At 71.3% G+C, this 12,867-nt stretch carries 15 protein-coding genes; 7 read left to right on the top strand and 8 right to left on the bottom strand.

Annotated features, from left to right (window positions below):
- Nucleotides 1-237: 237 nt before the first annotated feature.
- Nucleotides 238-585: an MGMT family protein gene (locus FB557_RS01875; protein ID WP_144855120.1), complete on the bottom strand. Its 348-nt coding sequence runs from the start codon at nucleotides 583-585 to the stop codon at nucleotides 238-240.
- Between the two features lie 134 nt (nucleotides 586-719).
- Between FB557_RS01875 and FB557_RS01870 the strand changes: the two genes are divergently transcribed.
- Nucleotides 720-1,238: a hypothetical protein gene (locus FB557_RS01870; protein WP_144855117.1), complete on the top strand. Its 519-nt coding sequence runs from the start codon at nucleotides 720-722 to the stop codon at nucleotides 1,236-1,238.
- 67 nt (nucleotides 1,239-1,305) lie between these two features.
- Here the strand turns inward: FB557_RS01870 and FB557_RS01865 are convergent, their stop codons facing one another.
- Nucleotides 1,306-1,998: a peptidylprolyl isomerase gene (locus tag FB557_RS01865; RefSeq protein ID WP_144855115.1), complete on the bottom strand. Its 693-nt coding sequence runs from the start codon at nucleotides 1,996-1,998 to the stop codon at nucleotides 1,306-1,308.
- Between the two features lie 96 nt (nucleotides 1,999-2,094).
- Here FB557_RS01865 and FB557_RS01860 point away from each other — a divergent pair, with 96 nt between their 5' ends.
- Complete coding sequence (locus FB557_RS01860) at nucleotides 2,095-3,585, top strand: hypothetical protein (RefSeq protein ID WP_144855113.1); 1,491 nt, start codon at nucleotides 2,095-2,097, stop codon at nucleotides 3,583-3,585.
- Nucleotides 3,586-3,635: 50 nt separating this feature from the next.
- The gene (locus FB557_RS01855) at nucleotides 3,636-4,163 is read left to right on the top strand and encodes a DUF421 domain-containing protein (protein WP_246074313.1); all 528 of its coding nucleotides are present in this window, start codon (nucleotides 3,636-3,638) and stop codon (nucleotides 4,161-4,163) included.
- Nucleotides 4,164-4,265: 102 nt separating this feature from the next.
- Here the strand turns inward: FB557_RS01855 and FB557_RS01850 are convergent, their stop codons facing one another.
- The 5 genes from FB557_RS01850 to FB557_RS01830 form a co-directional block, all read right to left on the bottom strand.
- Nucleotides 4,266-4,952 (bottom strand): FMN reductase, encoded by a 687-nt coding sequence (locus FB557_RS01850; RefSeq protein WP_144855111.1) that lies wholly within the window; start codon nucleotides 4,950-4,952, stop codon nucleotides 4,266-4,268.
- Nucleotides 4,949-6,124, bottom strand: a complete 1,176-nt coding sequence (locus tag FB557_RS01845) for an LLM class flavin-dependent oxidoreductase (RefSeq protein WP_144855109.1) — start codon at nucleotides 6,122-6,124, stop codon at nucleotides 4,949-4,951. Before FB557_RS01845 ends, FB557_RS01850 begins: the two co-directional genes overlap by 4 nt.
- A gap of 36 nt (nucleotides 6,125-6,160) precedes the next feature.
- Nucleotides 6,161-6,679 carry a DedA family protein gene (locus FB557_RS01840; protein ID WP_144855107.1) on the bottom strand — a complete coding sequence of 173 codons (519 nt, stop codon included), beginning with the start codon at nucleotides 6,677-6,679 and terminating at the stop codon, nucleotides 6,161-6,163.
- Nucleotides 6,680-6,682: 3 nt separating this feature from the next.
- Complete coding sequence (locus FB557_RS01835) at nucleotides 6,683-7,336, bottom strand: biliverdin-producing heme oxygenase (protein WP_144855105.1); 654 nt, start codon at nucleotides 7,334-7,336, stop codon at nucleotides 6,683-6,685.
- Between the two features lie 223 nt (nucleotides 7,337-7,559).
- The gene (locus FB557_RS01830; RefSeq protein WP_144855103.1) at nucleotides 7,560-8,600 is read right to left on the bottom strand and encodes an alcohol dehydrogenase catalytic domain-containing protein; all 1,041 of its coding nucleotides are present in this window, start codon (nucleotides 8,598-8,600) and stop codon (nucleotides 7,560-7,562) included.
- A 107-nt stretch (nucleotides 8,601-8,707) separates the two neighbouring features.
- Here FB557_RS01830 and FB557_RS01825 point away from each other — a divergent pair, with 107 nt between their 5' ends.
- From FB557_RS01825 to ykgO, 3 genes are all read left to right on the top strand, one after another.
- Nucleotides 8,708-9,643 (top strand): intradiol ring-cleavage dioxygenase, encoded by a 936-nt coding sequence (locus FB557_RS01825; protein ID WP_144855101.1) that lies wholly within the window; start codon nucleotides 8,708-8,710, stop codon nucleotides 9,641-9,643.
- Between the two features lie 99 nt (nucleotides 9,644-9,742).
- A complete protein-coding gene (locus FB557_RS01820) occupies nucleotides 9,743-10,444 on the top strand; it encodes a hypothetical protein (protein ID WP_144855099.1) in 702 nt (233 codons plus the stop codon).
- Between the two features lie 100 nt (nucleotides 10,445-10,544).
- On the top strand, nucleotides 10,545-10,667 hold the full coding sequence (gene ykgO, locus FB557_RS01815; protein ID WP_144855097.1) for a type B 50S ribosomal protein L36: 123 nt from the start codon (nucleotides 10,545-10,547) through the stop codon (nucleotides 10,665-10,667).
- Between the two features lie 129 nt (nucleotides 10,668-10,796).
- On the opposite strand, the gene FB557_RS01810 is transcribed toward ykgO, so the two are convergent.
- Entirely contained in the window at nucleotides 10,797-11,621 is an 825-nt protein-coding gene (locus tag FB557_RS01810; protein ID WP_246074311.1) for an oxidoreductase, read from the bottom strand.
- Between the two features lie 145 nt (nucleotides 11,622-11,766).
- Here FB557_RS01810 and FB557_RS01805 point away from each other — a divergent pair, with 145 nt between their 5' ends.
- Nucleotides 11,767-12,840 carry a hypothetical protein gene (locus FB557_RS01805; protein WP_144855093.1) on the top strand — a complete coding sequence of 358 codons (1,074 nt, stop codon included), beginning with the start codon at nucleotides 11,767-11,769 and terminating at the stop codon, nucleotides 12,838-12,840.
- Nucleotides 12,841-12,867: the final 27 nt, after the last annotated feature.

The raw sequence follows: 12,867 nt of genomic DNA, 5'->3' as shown, positions 1-12,867 counted from the left end.
AGGGCTGGATCGTCAACGGTTACCACCACATCGGGCCCGCTGGTCCGTCGGATCAGCAGGCCCGATCCACGGCGCACAACATACGCGTACGATCCAGCCCCCACCCACAGGCCCCACCCACCCCCGGATCGTCGGGTCCAGGGTCTGCCACCGGCCGGACCTGATCGCCACCAGGTCGACCCGCTCATGCATCGGGCACGAGCGCGGGTCGGAGCAGCGTCTGGCATCGCAGGCGCCTCACCCATCCTTTGAGGTCAGGTCGACACAGGCCAGGGCATGCTCCTGCGCCAGCCACTCGAGGTCGACGCGGTAGTCCGCGATCCGGCAACCCAGCCGGTTCGGCTTGGGCGCGATTCCCTCCTTCTCCCACCTCGCGAAGGCCTCCTCACGCAACGGCGCCGGCAGGTCACCCGAGGCGGACAACACCCGCCACCAGGTGACGTTGCTGCCGTAGTGCCGCATGATCGACCCGACCTGGCGGGGGCCGATCCCGGTTAGGGCCGCGAGATCGCCGTAGCTGACCACGCGCCCCGCGGGCACCAGCTCGACCGCCCGGAGCACCCGCTCGACCAGCACGTCGTCCATGCCGCCATCGTGCCCCGTCCCGGCTGAGTCGACAGCCAGGTCTGGCCGCGTTCATACCCTCATGACAGGTTGCGGCGACAGTGTCGATGTCGCAGGTCGGGGCACGAGGTTCCGGCCACGACGGAAGGTTCGACATGAAGCAGACGATGACGACGGCCGCCGTGACGAGCGCAGCGGTCCTCGGGATCCTCGGGGGTGGCGTGGCGGTCGCAGCGACCACCCCGAGCCCGTCGGCGAGCGAGTCCGCCACCACCTCGGAGGGCAGCGGCTCATCGGAGGGTTCGTCCGGCTCACAGCAGGGAGAGACCTCACAGCAGCGCGACGGCAGCTGTGAGGGCCCGGGTGGCCAGGGCGGTCCAGGCGGTCACGAGCACACCGCGGTAACCGGCGACGAGCTGACGAAGGTCACCGAGGCGGTCACCGCGAAGTACCCCGACGTCCAGGTGCAGGAGGTACGCAAGGATCCCGACGGCTCCTACGACGTCATGGCCGGCACTGACGACGACCGCACGATGTACGAGGTGAGCGCCGACCTGCAGACGATCACCGAGCGCGAGGGCGGACCGCATGGTCCGCGGGGGGAGCGTGACGGCAGCAGCGACGACTCCTCGGACGACTCCGACAGCAGCGCGACCGAGTCCTCGGCCGCCTGACTGAGATCAGAGACCGGCCCGTCCGCCCACCCCTGAGGCGGGCGGGCCCTCGGTCGCCCCCCTTCGCTCACTCCTCCTCGATCGTCACCGACTCGATCGTGTGGGTGGTCTGAGGCGCGCCGGACTCCGAGCCGTCGCCCTCGATCGTCTTCACGACGTCCATGCCGTCGGTGACCGTGCCGAAGAGGGTGTACTTCGCCGGCAGCGCTACCCCGGCGTCGCCGGTGACGATGAAGAACTGGGACCCGTTGGTGTCCGGTCCGGCGTTGGCCATGGCGACCGACCCGACCTCGTACTCACCCGCGTCGGGCAGCTCGTCGCCGAAGGTGTAACCGGGTCCGCCGCTGCCGTCACCGCTGGGGTCGCCGCCCTGGATCATGAAGGTCGGGATCACCCGGTGGAAGGTCACGCCGTCGTAGAACTTGTACCTGCTCAGCACGACGAAGTTGTTGACCGTCTCCGGCGCCTTGTCGTCGTCGAGCTCGATGGTGATCTCACCGGCGTCGGTCGTCATCACCGCGGTGTAGGTCTTGGCGGTGTCGATGCACATCGGCGGCGCCGCGTCGAAGGACTGCACCTGCTCCTGCGCTCCGCCCTCCGGCGGGCAGTCCACGGTGGCAGCGCTCTCGCTCGCGCCGTCGCTGACGGTGCTCTCGCTCACCCCGGTCGGGTTCTCGGGGGCGTCCTCGGAGCATGCCGCCGGCAGGAGCAGGGCGGGCAGGGCGATGAGGGCCAGGGCTCTGGGGGCAACGCGGCGCATGACGTGATCCTACGAAGGGAGGCGCGCACCTGCCTTGGCAGATACGAAGGGAGGGAGAGGTTGCGGTGGCGTGGTCTGGGCCACAAGGATCGGGCCATGAGCGAGAGCGAGACCTCGGCCGGCGTGCACTTCCCGCGAGAGGGCGACGGGCGACCGACGACCGCGACCGCCCGCGGCATCCTCGCCGACTCGGTCGCGACCACCGACCCCGAGCTCGCCGCGCGGATCCACGAGACCCAGGACTGGCGCACGGACTACGTCGGTCACGTCCGCGCGGTCACCGAGGCGTCGAGCCGCTCCGCCGACGACGCCCAGACCATCGCTCGCGAGGGACTTGCTGCCATGCGACGGCGCCTGGTCCTCGTCGACGACGACGGTGGCGAGACCTCCCTGGCCGAGGCCTCCCTCGAGGAGGCGAGCGGTTCCCCCTTCGCCACCGAGTCCGTCGTCGGCACCGCCGACCCCGTGACCGAGCTGCGGGTGCCCTTCGAGGGGGCTGAGCTAAGCGGCGACGCGCTCCTCGGCGAGGTCGGCCGGTGGGTCGAGGACGGGCTGGTCGAGCCGTCCTTCGCTACCGCGGTCGGCGAGGTGGTCACCCACCCCGAGTGGCTGGCGCTGCCCGACCGCCAGGTGCTGCTCATCGGGGCGGGGTCGGAGATGGGTCCCCTGGAGCCGCTGCTCGACTGGGGGGTCGACGTCCACGCGATCGACCTGCCGCGCTCGCGGGCCTGGCGGCACAAGAAGGGCATCGCCGCCGGCGGTGCGGGGACCCTCACCTTCCCCGTCGACGGCCGAGGGGACTCCGGCGCCGACGTCGTCCACCAGCCGGCGCAGGTGTTGCAGTGGATCCGCAGCCGGCGCACCGACGAGCCGCTCGTCGTCGGCATGCACGCGTACGCCGACTCGGGCGTGCACGTGCGGGTCAGCGCCGCCACCGACCTGCTGATGCGGGCGCTGACCGCCGACGACCGGCACACCGCGCTGGCCTGGCTGGCGACGCCGACCGACAGCTTCGTCGTCCCGCCCGAGGTGGTGACCGAGGCGCATCGGCGGTGGGCGGACCGAGGGCGCGTCGTGCGCGGCGCGCAGGCTCCGTTGCGGATGGCCGGCCGGGGCAAGGCCTTCGCGCCCGCCTATCCCGGGGTCGCCGATGGCTCGGCAGGCATCGCGGATGTCCTTGTGCCGCAACAGGGTCCGAACTACGCCATCGCCAAGCGGGTGCAGCGCTGGCAGGGGGTCGAGGGCGAAGGGGTGGGTCAGCGGGTCTCCTTCAACGTCGCCCCGGCGACGTGGACCCGCTCGGTCGTGAAGAACCCGGTGCTCGGCGCGGCGTACGCGGGAGCGCACCACTTCGGGGTCGAGGTCTTCCAGCCCGAGACGGTCCGCCCGCTCATGGCGGCGCTGCTCGTGCGAGACCTCATGGTGGGGATGCCGGCGCGCGAGCACCCCGAGCAGCTCTTCTCCGACGCGGCGGCCCACGGCGGGCTGTGGCGGGTGGGGTACGAGCCGAGGACTGCGCTCGGGTTCGCGGCGGCTGCGGGCCTGCCGTCCCGGCTGCGCGCCTCGATCCCCCGAGGACTGCGCTGACCGGCGGCCTCTGGATCGGGCGAAGGGGGAATTCGTGACAGCGTGGAGCGATGGACTCCACGATGCTCTGGACCGGATGGACCCCGATCGTCCACGCGGCGCTCATGGCCACTGTCGGTTATCTCGCCCTCGTCCTGCTGCTGCGTACGACCGGCCCGCGCACGATGTCGAAGATGACCCCTCTCGACTTCGTCATCGCGGTGAGCGTCGGCTCGGCCTTCGGCCGGATGGTGACCGCCGAGAAGATCTCGCTCGTGCAGCTGCTGTGGGTGCTCGTCGTCCTCGTCTCGCTGCAGTGGATCCTCGCCTGGGCGCGCTCGCGCTCGGACCGGGTGCGCCATCTCCTCGACCACCCGCCGGTCGTGCTCTACGAGGACGGGCAGATGCGTGACCGCGCGCTGCGACGCCACCGGCTCCTCGAGGACGACGTGCACGAGGCGGTGCGCGGAGCCGGTAAGGGCTCGCTCGCCGACGTGCACACCGTGCTGCTGCTGCGCGAGGGAAGCCTCGGTGTCATCGGCAAGGACGACATCGGCGACTCGTCCAGCGTCACGCCGTACGTGGCGAGCGAACGCTGAGCGTGGGGCGACCGCTCGTCTGAGGTTCCCCGGGGATCTGCGAAGGGGAGGGGCGACCGTTCGTCTGAGGTTCCCCGGGGATCTGCGACGGTGTGGGCAGGGTCAGCCGGTGCCGTCGTGACCGCGCAGCAGCGAGGCGAAGTCGGTGACCACGCCCAGCTCGTGCGCCCGCGCGCGACCCTGACCGCGACCGCGCTCGTCCCCGCTGGTGGGGGCGAAGCCTTCGACTCCGGAGGGGGTGCGCACCACGAGCGCTGCCAGCTCCTCGGCGGCGCGGTGGATCCGCGCCGAGAGGGCGTCCTCCCCCGCACCGTCCACGGCGCCGAAGTCCTCGGTCGCGGCGAAGACCCCGGTCGGCGCGACGACTGCGCGCAGGTAGCCGAAGAGCGGCCGCATGGCGTGGTCGAGCATGAGGGAGTGCCGCGCGGTGCCAGCGGTCGCAGCGACCAGGACGGGCATGCCGACGAGCGCCTTGGGGTCGAGCAGGTCGACGAAGGTCTTGAACAGGCCCGAGTAGCTGGCGCTGAAGACGGGCGTCACCGCCACCAGCCCGTCCGCGCCCGCGATCGACTCCTGCGCGGCAACGACGCCGGGGGTCGGCCGGTTGCCCGAGACCAGGGTCTGTGCCATCTCGACCGCGAGCTCGCGCAGCTCGATCGTCTCGACCGCGACCGACTCCCCGCGCCCGCCGATGGCCGAGCGCACCGCGTCGGCGATCTGGTCCGCGAGCAGGCGGGTGCTCGACGGGGTCGACAGACCCGCCGAGAGGACGACGACACGACGACTCATGAGGTGACCTTCTCTCCCTTCGCCCGGCTCTCCCCCTTCGCCGCCTCCTGCTCGGCGATCGCGACGGGGCTGCTGATCACGCGGTGGTGCCTGTCCTGCGGACCGGCCGCCACGAGGCTCTCATGCGTCGGCGGGTCGCTCGGGACGTGGGCGGGGCGGCGTCGGTCGAACTCGGCACGCAGCACCGGGGCGACCTCGCGCCCGAGGATCTCGATCTGCTCGAGCACCATCTCCAGCGGCTGGCCGGCGTGGTCGATGAGGAAGAGCTGGCGCTGGTAGTCGCCCACCGCGTCGGCGAAGGAGAGGGTGCGCTCGATGACCATCTCGGGGGTGCCGACGGTCAGCGGGGTCTGCGCGGTGAACTCCTCCAGCGACGGGCCGTGCCCGTAGACCGGCGCGTTGTCGAAGTACGGACGGAAGATCCGCTTGGCCTCGGCCTCGCTGCCGGCCATGTACACCTGGCCACCGAGCCCGACGATCGCCTGGTCGGCCGATCCGTGGCCGTAGTGCTCGAACCGCTGCCGGTAGAGCCGCACCATCTGCGCGGTGTGCCCCATGTCCCAGAAGATGTTGTTGTGGAAGAACCCGTCGCCGTAGAAGGCGGCCTGCTCGGCGATCTCGGTGGAGCGGATCGAGCCGTGCCAGACGAAGGGGGGTGTGCCGTCCAGCGGCGCCGGGGTGGCGGTGAATCCCTGCAGCGGCGTGCGGAACTGGCCCTGCCAGGTCACCGACTCCTCGCGCCACAGGCGGCGCAGGAGGTGGTAGTTCTCGATGGCGAGGGGGATGCCGTCGCGGATGTCCTTGCCGAACCACGGGTAGACCGGGCCGGTGTTGCCCCGCCCCATCATGAGGTCGTTGCGTCCGCCGGAGAGGTGCTGGAGGAAGGCGTAGTCCTCGGCGATGCGGACCGGGTCGGTGGTCGTGATGAGGGTCGTCGCGGTGGAGAGCCGCAGGCGCTCGGTCTTGGCCGCGATGTAAGCCAGGTGGGTGGTCGGCGCGCTCGGGACGAAGGGAGGGTTGTGGTGCTCCCCCGTGGCGAAGACGTCGAGGCCGACCTCCTCGGCCTTGAGCGCGATGCTCGTCATCGCCTGGATGCGCTCGCCCTCGTCGGGGGTGATGCCCGTGGTCGGGTCGGTCGTGACGTCACCGACGCTGAAGATGCCGATCTGCATGGCTCGCCTCGCTCTCGCGTGTAGTTGATAGTTTAACTACACGCGAGCGTCGGACATTCCCGCCTTGCGTCTGGCCGTGCGTCGGCTCATCCACCTGGTCACGCCGACGACGAAGAGCACGCCGAGCAGCGCGATCGCCAGCGGCGACCCGGCGGCCGCACCGATGGCCGCCTCCCACGCGGCGAAGCCGATCGTGGCGTAGATCAGCGCCCATGCGAGCGCGCCCGGGATCTGCGCGAGGGTGAAGCGCAGCCAGTGCACCCGCAGCACCCCGCACGCGGCGAGCACCATCGTCTGGAACCCCACGGTGAGGTAGGCCAGCGGGATCACCGGTAACCCCCACCGCTCGATGGCGCGACGACCGCGTGCGACCTCCGCGCCGTCGAGCCAGCCGTTCACGCGGGCAGGCCACCCTGCCGACCGGTCCGTGCGGCGGATGGTCTGGCTCGCGGTCCACCGAGCGATCCCGTACGTCAGCTGCCCCCGTGCGGTCCCGATGACGTACAGCACGAGGAAGACCAGCGCGAAGGGGCGACCCTCCAACCACGTCGGCACCGCTCAGCCGACCCCCGCGGCCAGGTGGGCGCCGCCTCGGGCCGCGCTGAGGTCGGCGAAGACCGAGCGGTTCATCTCGAAGCTCTCCTCCGCCTGGTCGAGCACCCGCTCCCGCTGCCCGGCGGACAGGTCGAGCGCATCCAGGGTTGCCCGGTACCGGTCCTTGTAGGTCTTGGGCTTCTCGATCTCGGGGAAGCGGTAGAAGCTGACCACGTCGTCCCCGAGCTGGTAGTGGCGCTGCACCAGACGGGAGACGATCTGCCCGCCGGAGAGATCGCCGAGGTAGCGCACGTAGTGGTTGGCGAGCAGGGTCTCGGCGTCGGCCCCCTCGAGGGCGTCCACGTACTGCCGGGTCGCCGGCAGGACTCGCTCAGCGCCGACCGTCTCGACCTCGACGCCCAAGGCGCGCAGGTCGTCCTCCAGGGCGGAGACACGTCGCAGGGCCGGGTCGTCGACCGGCGTCAGGAGCGGGTGACCGGCGAGACGGTCCAGACCCCCCTCAAGCGCGCGGTAGATCGCGAGGTGCTGGATGACCATGGCCGAGTAGGCACCCCGGCAGGCGTCACCGTGCACCAGGTTGGTGACGAAGTCGGACTCCTCCGCGCGCGTGTGCGCTGTAGCAGTGCGCTCCTTCAGCGCGGTGGACAACGCAACCATGACCCTGCACCCCTTCGTATCGCGATAAGGCAAGCCTACCCTTTGGTTGCAGGAGGCGTCACCGGTCCCGAGCAGCGCTGCCCGCCAGTTCGGCCCCTGCCCCACGGCGTACCGAAGCGCGGCTCAGGCCCGTGGCCCGCTCGCCTCGGGCACGTCGAAACGGTCGCGGTACCGGGCGAGGTCTGGACGGCCGGGCTTGAGGCGCACGCGCCCACCGTAGGGGTCAGGGGCGGACGACGGTGACGCCCGGACGCAGGGGTGGCGCACCGAGAGCGGCGAGCGCGGCGGGCGCCTCGTCGAGCCCGACGACCGCACCCACGAGCCGGGAGAGATCGACCCCGTCGGCCATGAGGTCGAGCATCGCGGGGTAGTCAGCGGCCGCGAGCCCGTGCGTGCCGTGGATCGACAGCTCCCACGCCACGACCCGGTCCATCGGAAGCGGGGGGCGTGCCTGGTCGCCGAGGAGGAGCCCGGCCTGGACGTGTCGACCACGGCGGCGAAGGGAGAGGACGCTCGCGACCGCGGTCGGCCCTGACCCGTACGCGTCGAGGGAGAGGTGAGCCCCGCCGCCGGTCACCTCGTGGACCCGGTCCCCCACGTCCGCGGGCGCCAGCCCGGTCCCGTCGAGCACCACCTCTGCGCCCAGATCGGTGGCCAGGGCCAGAGAAGCGGGTGCGACGTCGACGGCGACGACCCGCGCCCCGAGCGCTTTCGCGACGAGCAGGGCGGACAGTCCCACCCCGCCGGCTCCGTGGACCGCGACCCAGTCCCCTTCGCCGACCTTCCCGTGCTGTGCCACGGCCCGATAGGCCGTCGCGAACCGGCAGCCGAGCGCCGCCCCCTCGATGTCGCCGATCGCCTCCGGGACGGCGACGAGGTTGTGGTCCGCGGCGTGCAGGGCGACCTGCTCGGCGAAGGAGCCCCACCCGGTGAACCCCGGCTGGGTCTGGTCGGGGCAGACCTGCGACTCCCCCGCGGCGCACGACGCACAGGCCCCGCATCCGCAGACGAAGGGGGTGGTGACCCGGTCGCCGACCCGCCAGCGGGTCACCCCTTCGCCGACCTCGCGGATCGTGCCGACGAGCTCGTGCCCAGGGACGTGCGGGAGGGCGACCGGGTCGTGCCCCATCCAGGCGTGCCAGTCCGACCGGCATACCCCGGTGGCGGCGACGTCGACGACGACCCCGCCCGGAGGGCACCGCGGGGCGGCGACCTCCTCGACCGCCGGCAGCTCACCGGTCTGGCGAATCACGACCGCTCTCATGCGGCCAAGTCTCTCCCGCTCTCACACGACGCCCACCCACCACCCACAGCAGACGCATAGCCTGCTCGGCTGCCCTAGGGGTCACCACTACGCGAAGGGACACCACCATGACGACCAACCGCAGCTACCAGGGCCGGGTCTTGCCGAAGCAGGACGAGGAGCTGGTGGACCAGGGCCTGCAGTTCGACATCGCCACCCTGCTCGACCGACGCCGCATGCTGGCGCTGGTGGGCCTCGGCAGCGTCGGCGCGCTCGCCGCGTGCGCGGAGACGACGAGTACCGGGTCGACAAGCTCGACGAGCGGCGTCACCGCGGGCACGTCGTCGAGCTCGTCGGGCAGCGCGAGCGCCGCGTCGTTGACCGAGATCCCAGAAGAGACCGCTGGCCCCTACCCCGGCGACGGGAGCAACGGGGCCGACGTCCTCGAGCAGAGCGGGGTGGTCCGCAGCGACATCCGCTCCAGCTTCGGTGACTCGACCACGACCGCCGAGGGCGTCCCGATGACCCTCACGCTCAAGGTCAAGGACCTCGCCTCCGGGGGCACCCCCTTCGCCGGGGTCGCCGTCTACGTCTGGCACTGCGACCGCGAGGGCCGCTACTCGATGTACTCCTCGGGCGTCGAGTCAGAGAACTACCTGCGCGGGGTGCAGGTGGCCGACGACTCCGGCGCGGTGACCTTCTCGAGCATCTTCCCCGCCTGCTACGACGGGCGATGGCCGCACATCCACTTCGAGGTCTATCCCGACGAGGGCAGCATCACCGACGCGAGCAACGCCATCGCGACCTCGCAGGTGGCGCTCCCCCAGGACGTCTGCGCGACCGTCTACGGCACCGACGGGTACGAGTCATCCTCGAGCAATCTCTCGCGGGTGTCGCTCACGAGCGACAACGTCTTCGGTGACGACGGCGGGGCCAGCCAGCTCGCCGACGTCACCGGCGACACGGCGAAGGGGTACACCGTCACCCTGACGGTGGGCGTGGACACGACGACCGCCGCCGGCGGCGGCGGTGGCGGGATGGGCGCCCCGCCCGCCCGCAGCTGACGCCCCCCTTCGCAGATCCCCGGGGAGCCTCAGACGAACGGTCACCCCTTCGCACTGCCCCGGCAGAGGCGAAGGGGTGACCCATCTACCCTGTCGCGCGTGCCAACCCTCGACCGACTCGACGCCGACCTCGTCCAGAGCACGATCGCCCGGGTGGAGTCCCGGGTCCGCGCCCGGTTCCCCGAGCGCGGCCTGACCGCCGTTGCCGCCGAGCTGCGATCGCTGGCCGACGAGGTCGAGGACGTCTCCGGAGCCTCCCGCCTCAGGCTGCGGGTCACCCGCTGGATCAGCCTCGCGTTCGGGCTTCTCATCGCCGCGGTCACGCTCTACGTCGTGATCGCCGTCGTCCGCGAGGTCGCCCGGACCTACGAGGGCGAGCCGACGGAGTGGGTGCCGCTCGTCGAGTCGGGCATCAACGACGTCGTCTTCGCCGCGATCGCCATCTGGTTCCTCCTCGCGCTGCCCGCCCGGCTCGAGCGCGCGCGGATCCTTGCTCTGCTGCACCGTCTGCGCTCTCTCGCACACGTCATCGACATGCACCAGCTGACCAAGGACCCCGAGCACCTCAGCCGCGACTACGTCCCGACGGGCGCTTCCGTGCACGACCCGATGACGCGCGAGGAGATGGCGCGGTACCTCGACTACTGCTCCGAGCTGCTCTCCCTCACCGGCAAGGTCGCGGCCCTGTGCGCCGAGGCCAGCGAGGACGACGTCGTGCTCGACACGGTCTCGGACGTCGAGGCTCTGTGCTCCGGCCTGGCCGCGAAGATCTGGCAGAAGATCTCGCTGCTGCCCGACTGACCGCCGCCGACTTCCCCCTTCGCATTGTGAGCGATAACCGTTCTCATCGAAGGCCAGGGGATGCATACCCAGCTCGACCAACTGCAGAGGGAGACCGACGATGAAGGTCCGCAAGTCCCTGCGCTCCCTCAAGAGCCAGCCCGGCTCCCAGGTCGTCCGCCAACGCGGCAAGACCTACGTCATCAACAAGGAGAACCCACGGATGAAGGCTCGTCAGGGCTGAGCCGGCGCGCCGGCTACCCGGTGACCGGCCGACCTCGGGGCGAAGGGGGAGTGCGCAGCAGTTTGTCGTCGGTGCAGCACATGCAGGTGCTGCACCGACGACGAAGTGCTGCATGCAGCACTTCGGAGGTCAGCCCATGCCGCGGCGCATCGCGACGTCCATCACCTTGGCGGGGAGCACCCGGGCGGCCAGGGTGAGCGGCTTGGCCCCCATCCCGATGACGTACCGGATCCGCGGGCGGTCGGCGGTCGCCGCGTGCTCGATCGCCTTCGCCACCACCTCCGGCGAGGAAGCGACGTTCGCGAAGCTGCGGCGGAACCCCTTCGCCATCGCCTGGACCCGGTCCGCGTACGGGCCGTCACCGGAGACCTCGAGCGCCGACTCGGCCGCGATGTCGCCCCACTCGGTCTTGATCGCGCCGGGCTCGATGATGCTCACGTCGATGCCGAAGTCGGCGACCTCCGAGCGAAGGGAGTCGCTCAGCGCCTCGAGCGCGAACTTGCTGGCGTGGTACCAGCCGCCGAAGGGGGCGGCGAAGCGTCCGCCCATCGAGGAGACGTTGATGATCCGGCCGGATCCTTGCTCGCGCATGGTCGGCAGGACCAGCTGGACGAGGCGGGCCAGACCGAAGACGTTGACCTCGAGCTGGCGACGTGCCTCGTCGATCGAGACCTCCTCGATCGAGCCGTACGAGCCGTAGCCCGCGTTGCCGACGAGCACGTCGATCCGGCCGTTGTCGGCCAGCACCTGACCGACACCGTCGACCAGGCTCTGCTCGTCGGTGACGTCCATGACGAGAGGGCGGATCCCCTCGCCCAGCTCGGCAAGCCGATCGGCGCGGCGGGCAGCGCCGTAGACGACGAAGCCCGCGCGGGCGAGCCTGCGGGCGGTCGCGGCGCCGATGCCGGAGGACGCTCCGGTGACGATGGCGACGGGGCTGGTCTGAGCTGGCACGAGATGCTCCTGAGATCGGGGGGTCGCGTTCCATTGTCGACCGTACCGGCGCGGGAATACCCTCGACCCCGCACACCGCTGTCGCCGACGAGCCCGAGCCCGCCGGCTGCGAACCGCCCCCGTGCCCCGCCACTGACAGGACCCCGTGCCCTCACACCCCGCCGCCCCCGACGCTCTCAGCATCCTCGTCGTCGCCGACCCCGGTCTGCCCACCCGCCGTGTGCTGTCCGGTCGTGACGATCTGCGCGCAGAGCTCGCCCGCGACCTGGACCGCGAGGTCGAGGTCATGGTCGAGAGCGAGCTGATCCGCACCGATCAGGACGACCGGATCGAGCTCGGCTCCGCCGAGCGGATCGCGGACCGGTACGAGCGCGTCGACGTCGTCCTCGTGCTCACCGAGATGCCGCGCTACACCGACGGGCGCCCGCTGGTCGCCGGGGTCTTCCCCGAGCAGCGGGTTGCCGTGATCTCCTGTCCGACCCTGGGCGCCTGGGTCTCGGCCGACCGTGTGCGGTCGGTGCTCGCGGCGTGCACGGTGCAGATGTTCGCCGGCGACCTGCCCGGCAAGGTGACGCGACGGCACCGGCTGCGGTGGGCGAGGTGGCACGAGCGCGAGGACGGAAGCCGCGCGCTGGCGAGCTCACCGGTGGCCGGCGGCGCTCGCCTGATCGGCGGGATGATCGTCGCCAACGAGCCGTGGCGGACCGCGCCGCGGCTCTCCGGGGCCTTCATGGCCGCCTTCGCCACCGGCGCGTTCGGCATCTTCTACAACTCGATCTGGCGGATGTCGGACGCGATGCACCCCGCCCGACTGCTCCTCGTGGCGGTCGCGGCGGTGCTGTCGATGACGGTGTGGCTCATCCTGAGCAACGGGCTGTGGGACCGGCGGGAGCACAGCCGCCGCGCCGCGATCGTCCTGCTCTACAACCTCTCCACCGTGGTGACGATCTTCCTCGCGGTGCTCGCCCTCTACCTCATGCTGCTCGTGCTCATCCTCATCGGGGCGACCGCAGTCATCGCGCCGGACTTCATGAGCGAGGTCATCGGCTCGCCGGCCGGCGCGGTCAACTACGTCCGGATCGCGGTCTTCGCCGCGGCGATGGGTGTCGTCGCTGGGGCCCTGGGCTCAGGTTTCGACTCCGAGGCCGACCGGCGCAAGATCACGCACGGGCAGCGGGAGCGCCAGCGCCGTCTCGAGGACGACGAGGAGCGCGGGTAGGCCGCCCGAGCGCGGCAGCGGCGACGA

Origin of the sequence: Marihabitans asiaticum (assembly GCF_007828725.1) — a bacterium.
Lineage (GTDB): Bacteria > Actinomycetota > Actinomycetes > Actinomycetales > Dermatophilaceae > Marihabitans > Marihabitans asiaticum.
This window is presented reverse-complemented; position numbering and strand designations above follow the sequence as displayed.

What these genes read in the sequence shown, in the direction of transcription:
- FB557_RS01860 (WP_144855113.1), top strand. Translation starts at nt 2,095, where the DNA reads ATGAGCGAGAGCGAGACCTCGGCCGGCGTGCACTTCCCGCGAGAGGGC.
- FB557_RS01845 (WP_144855109.1), bottom strand. Translation starts at nt 6,124, where the DNA reads ATGCAGATCGGCATCTTCAGCGTCGGTGACGTCACGACCGACCCGACC.
- FB557_RS01850 (WP_144855111.1), bottom strand. Translation starts at nt 4,952, where the DNA reads ATGAGTCGTCGTGTCGTCGTCCTCTCGGCGGGTCTGTCGACCCCGTCG.
- FB557_RS01875 (WP_144855120.1), bottom strand. Translation starts at nt 585, where the DNA reads ATGGACGACGTGCTGGTCGAGCGGGTGCTCCGGGCGGTCGAGCTGGTG.
- ykgO (WP_144855097.1), top strand. Translation starts at nt 10,545, where the DNA reads ATGAAGGTCCGCAAGTCCCTGCGCTCCCTCAAGAGCCAGCCCGGCTCC.
- FB557_RS01830 (WP_144855103.1), bottom strand. Translation starts at nt 8,600, where the DNA reads ATGAGAGCGGTCGTGATTCGCCAGACCGGTGAGCTGCCGGCGGTCGAG.
- FB557_RS01855 (WP_246074313.1), top strand. Translation starts at nt 3,636, where the DNA reads ATGGACTCCACGATGCTCTGGACCGGATGGACCCCGATCGTCCACGCG.
- FB557_RS01825 (WP_144855101.1), top strand. Translation starts at nt 8,708, where the DNA reads ATGACGACCAACCGCAGCTACCAGGGCCGGGTCTTGCCGAAGCAGGAC.
- FB557_RS01865 (WP_144855115.1), bottom strand. Translation starts at nt 1,998, where the DNA reads ATGCGCCGCGTTGCCCCCAGAGCCCTGGCCCTCATCGCCCTGCCCGCC.
- FB557_RS01835 (WP_144855105.1), bottom strand. Translation starts at nt 7,336, where the DNA reads ATGGTTGCGTTGTCCACCGCGCTGAAGGAGCGCACTGCTACAGCGCAC.
- FB557_RS01870 (WP_144855117.1), top strand. Translation starts at nt 720, where the DNA reads ATGAAGCAGACGATGACGACGGCCGCCGTGACGAGCGCAGCGGTCCTC.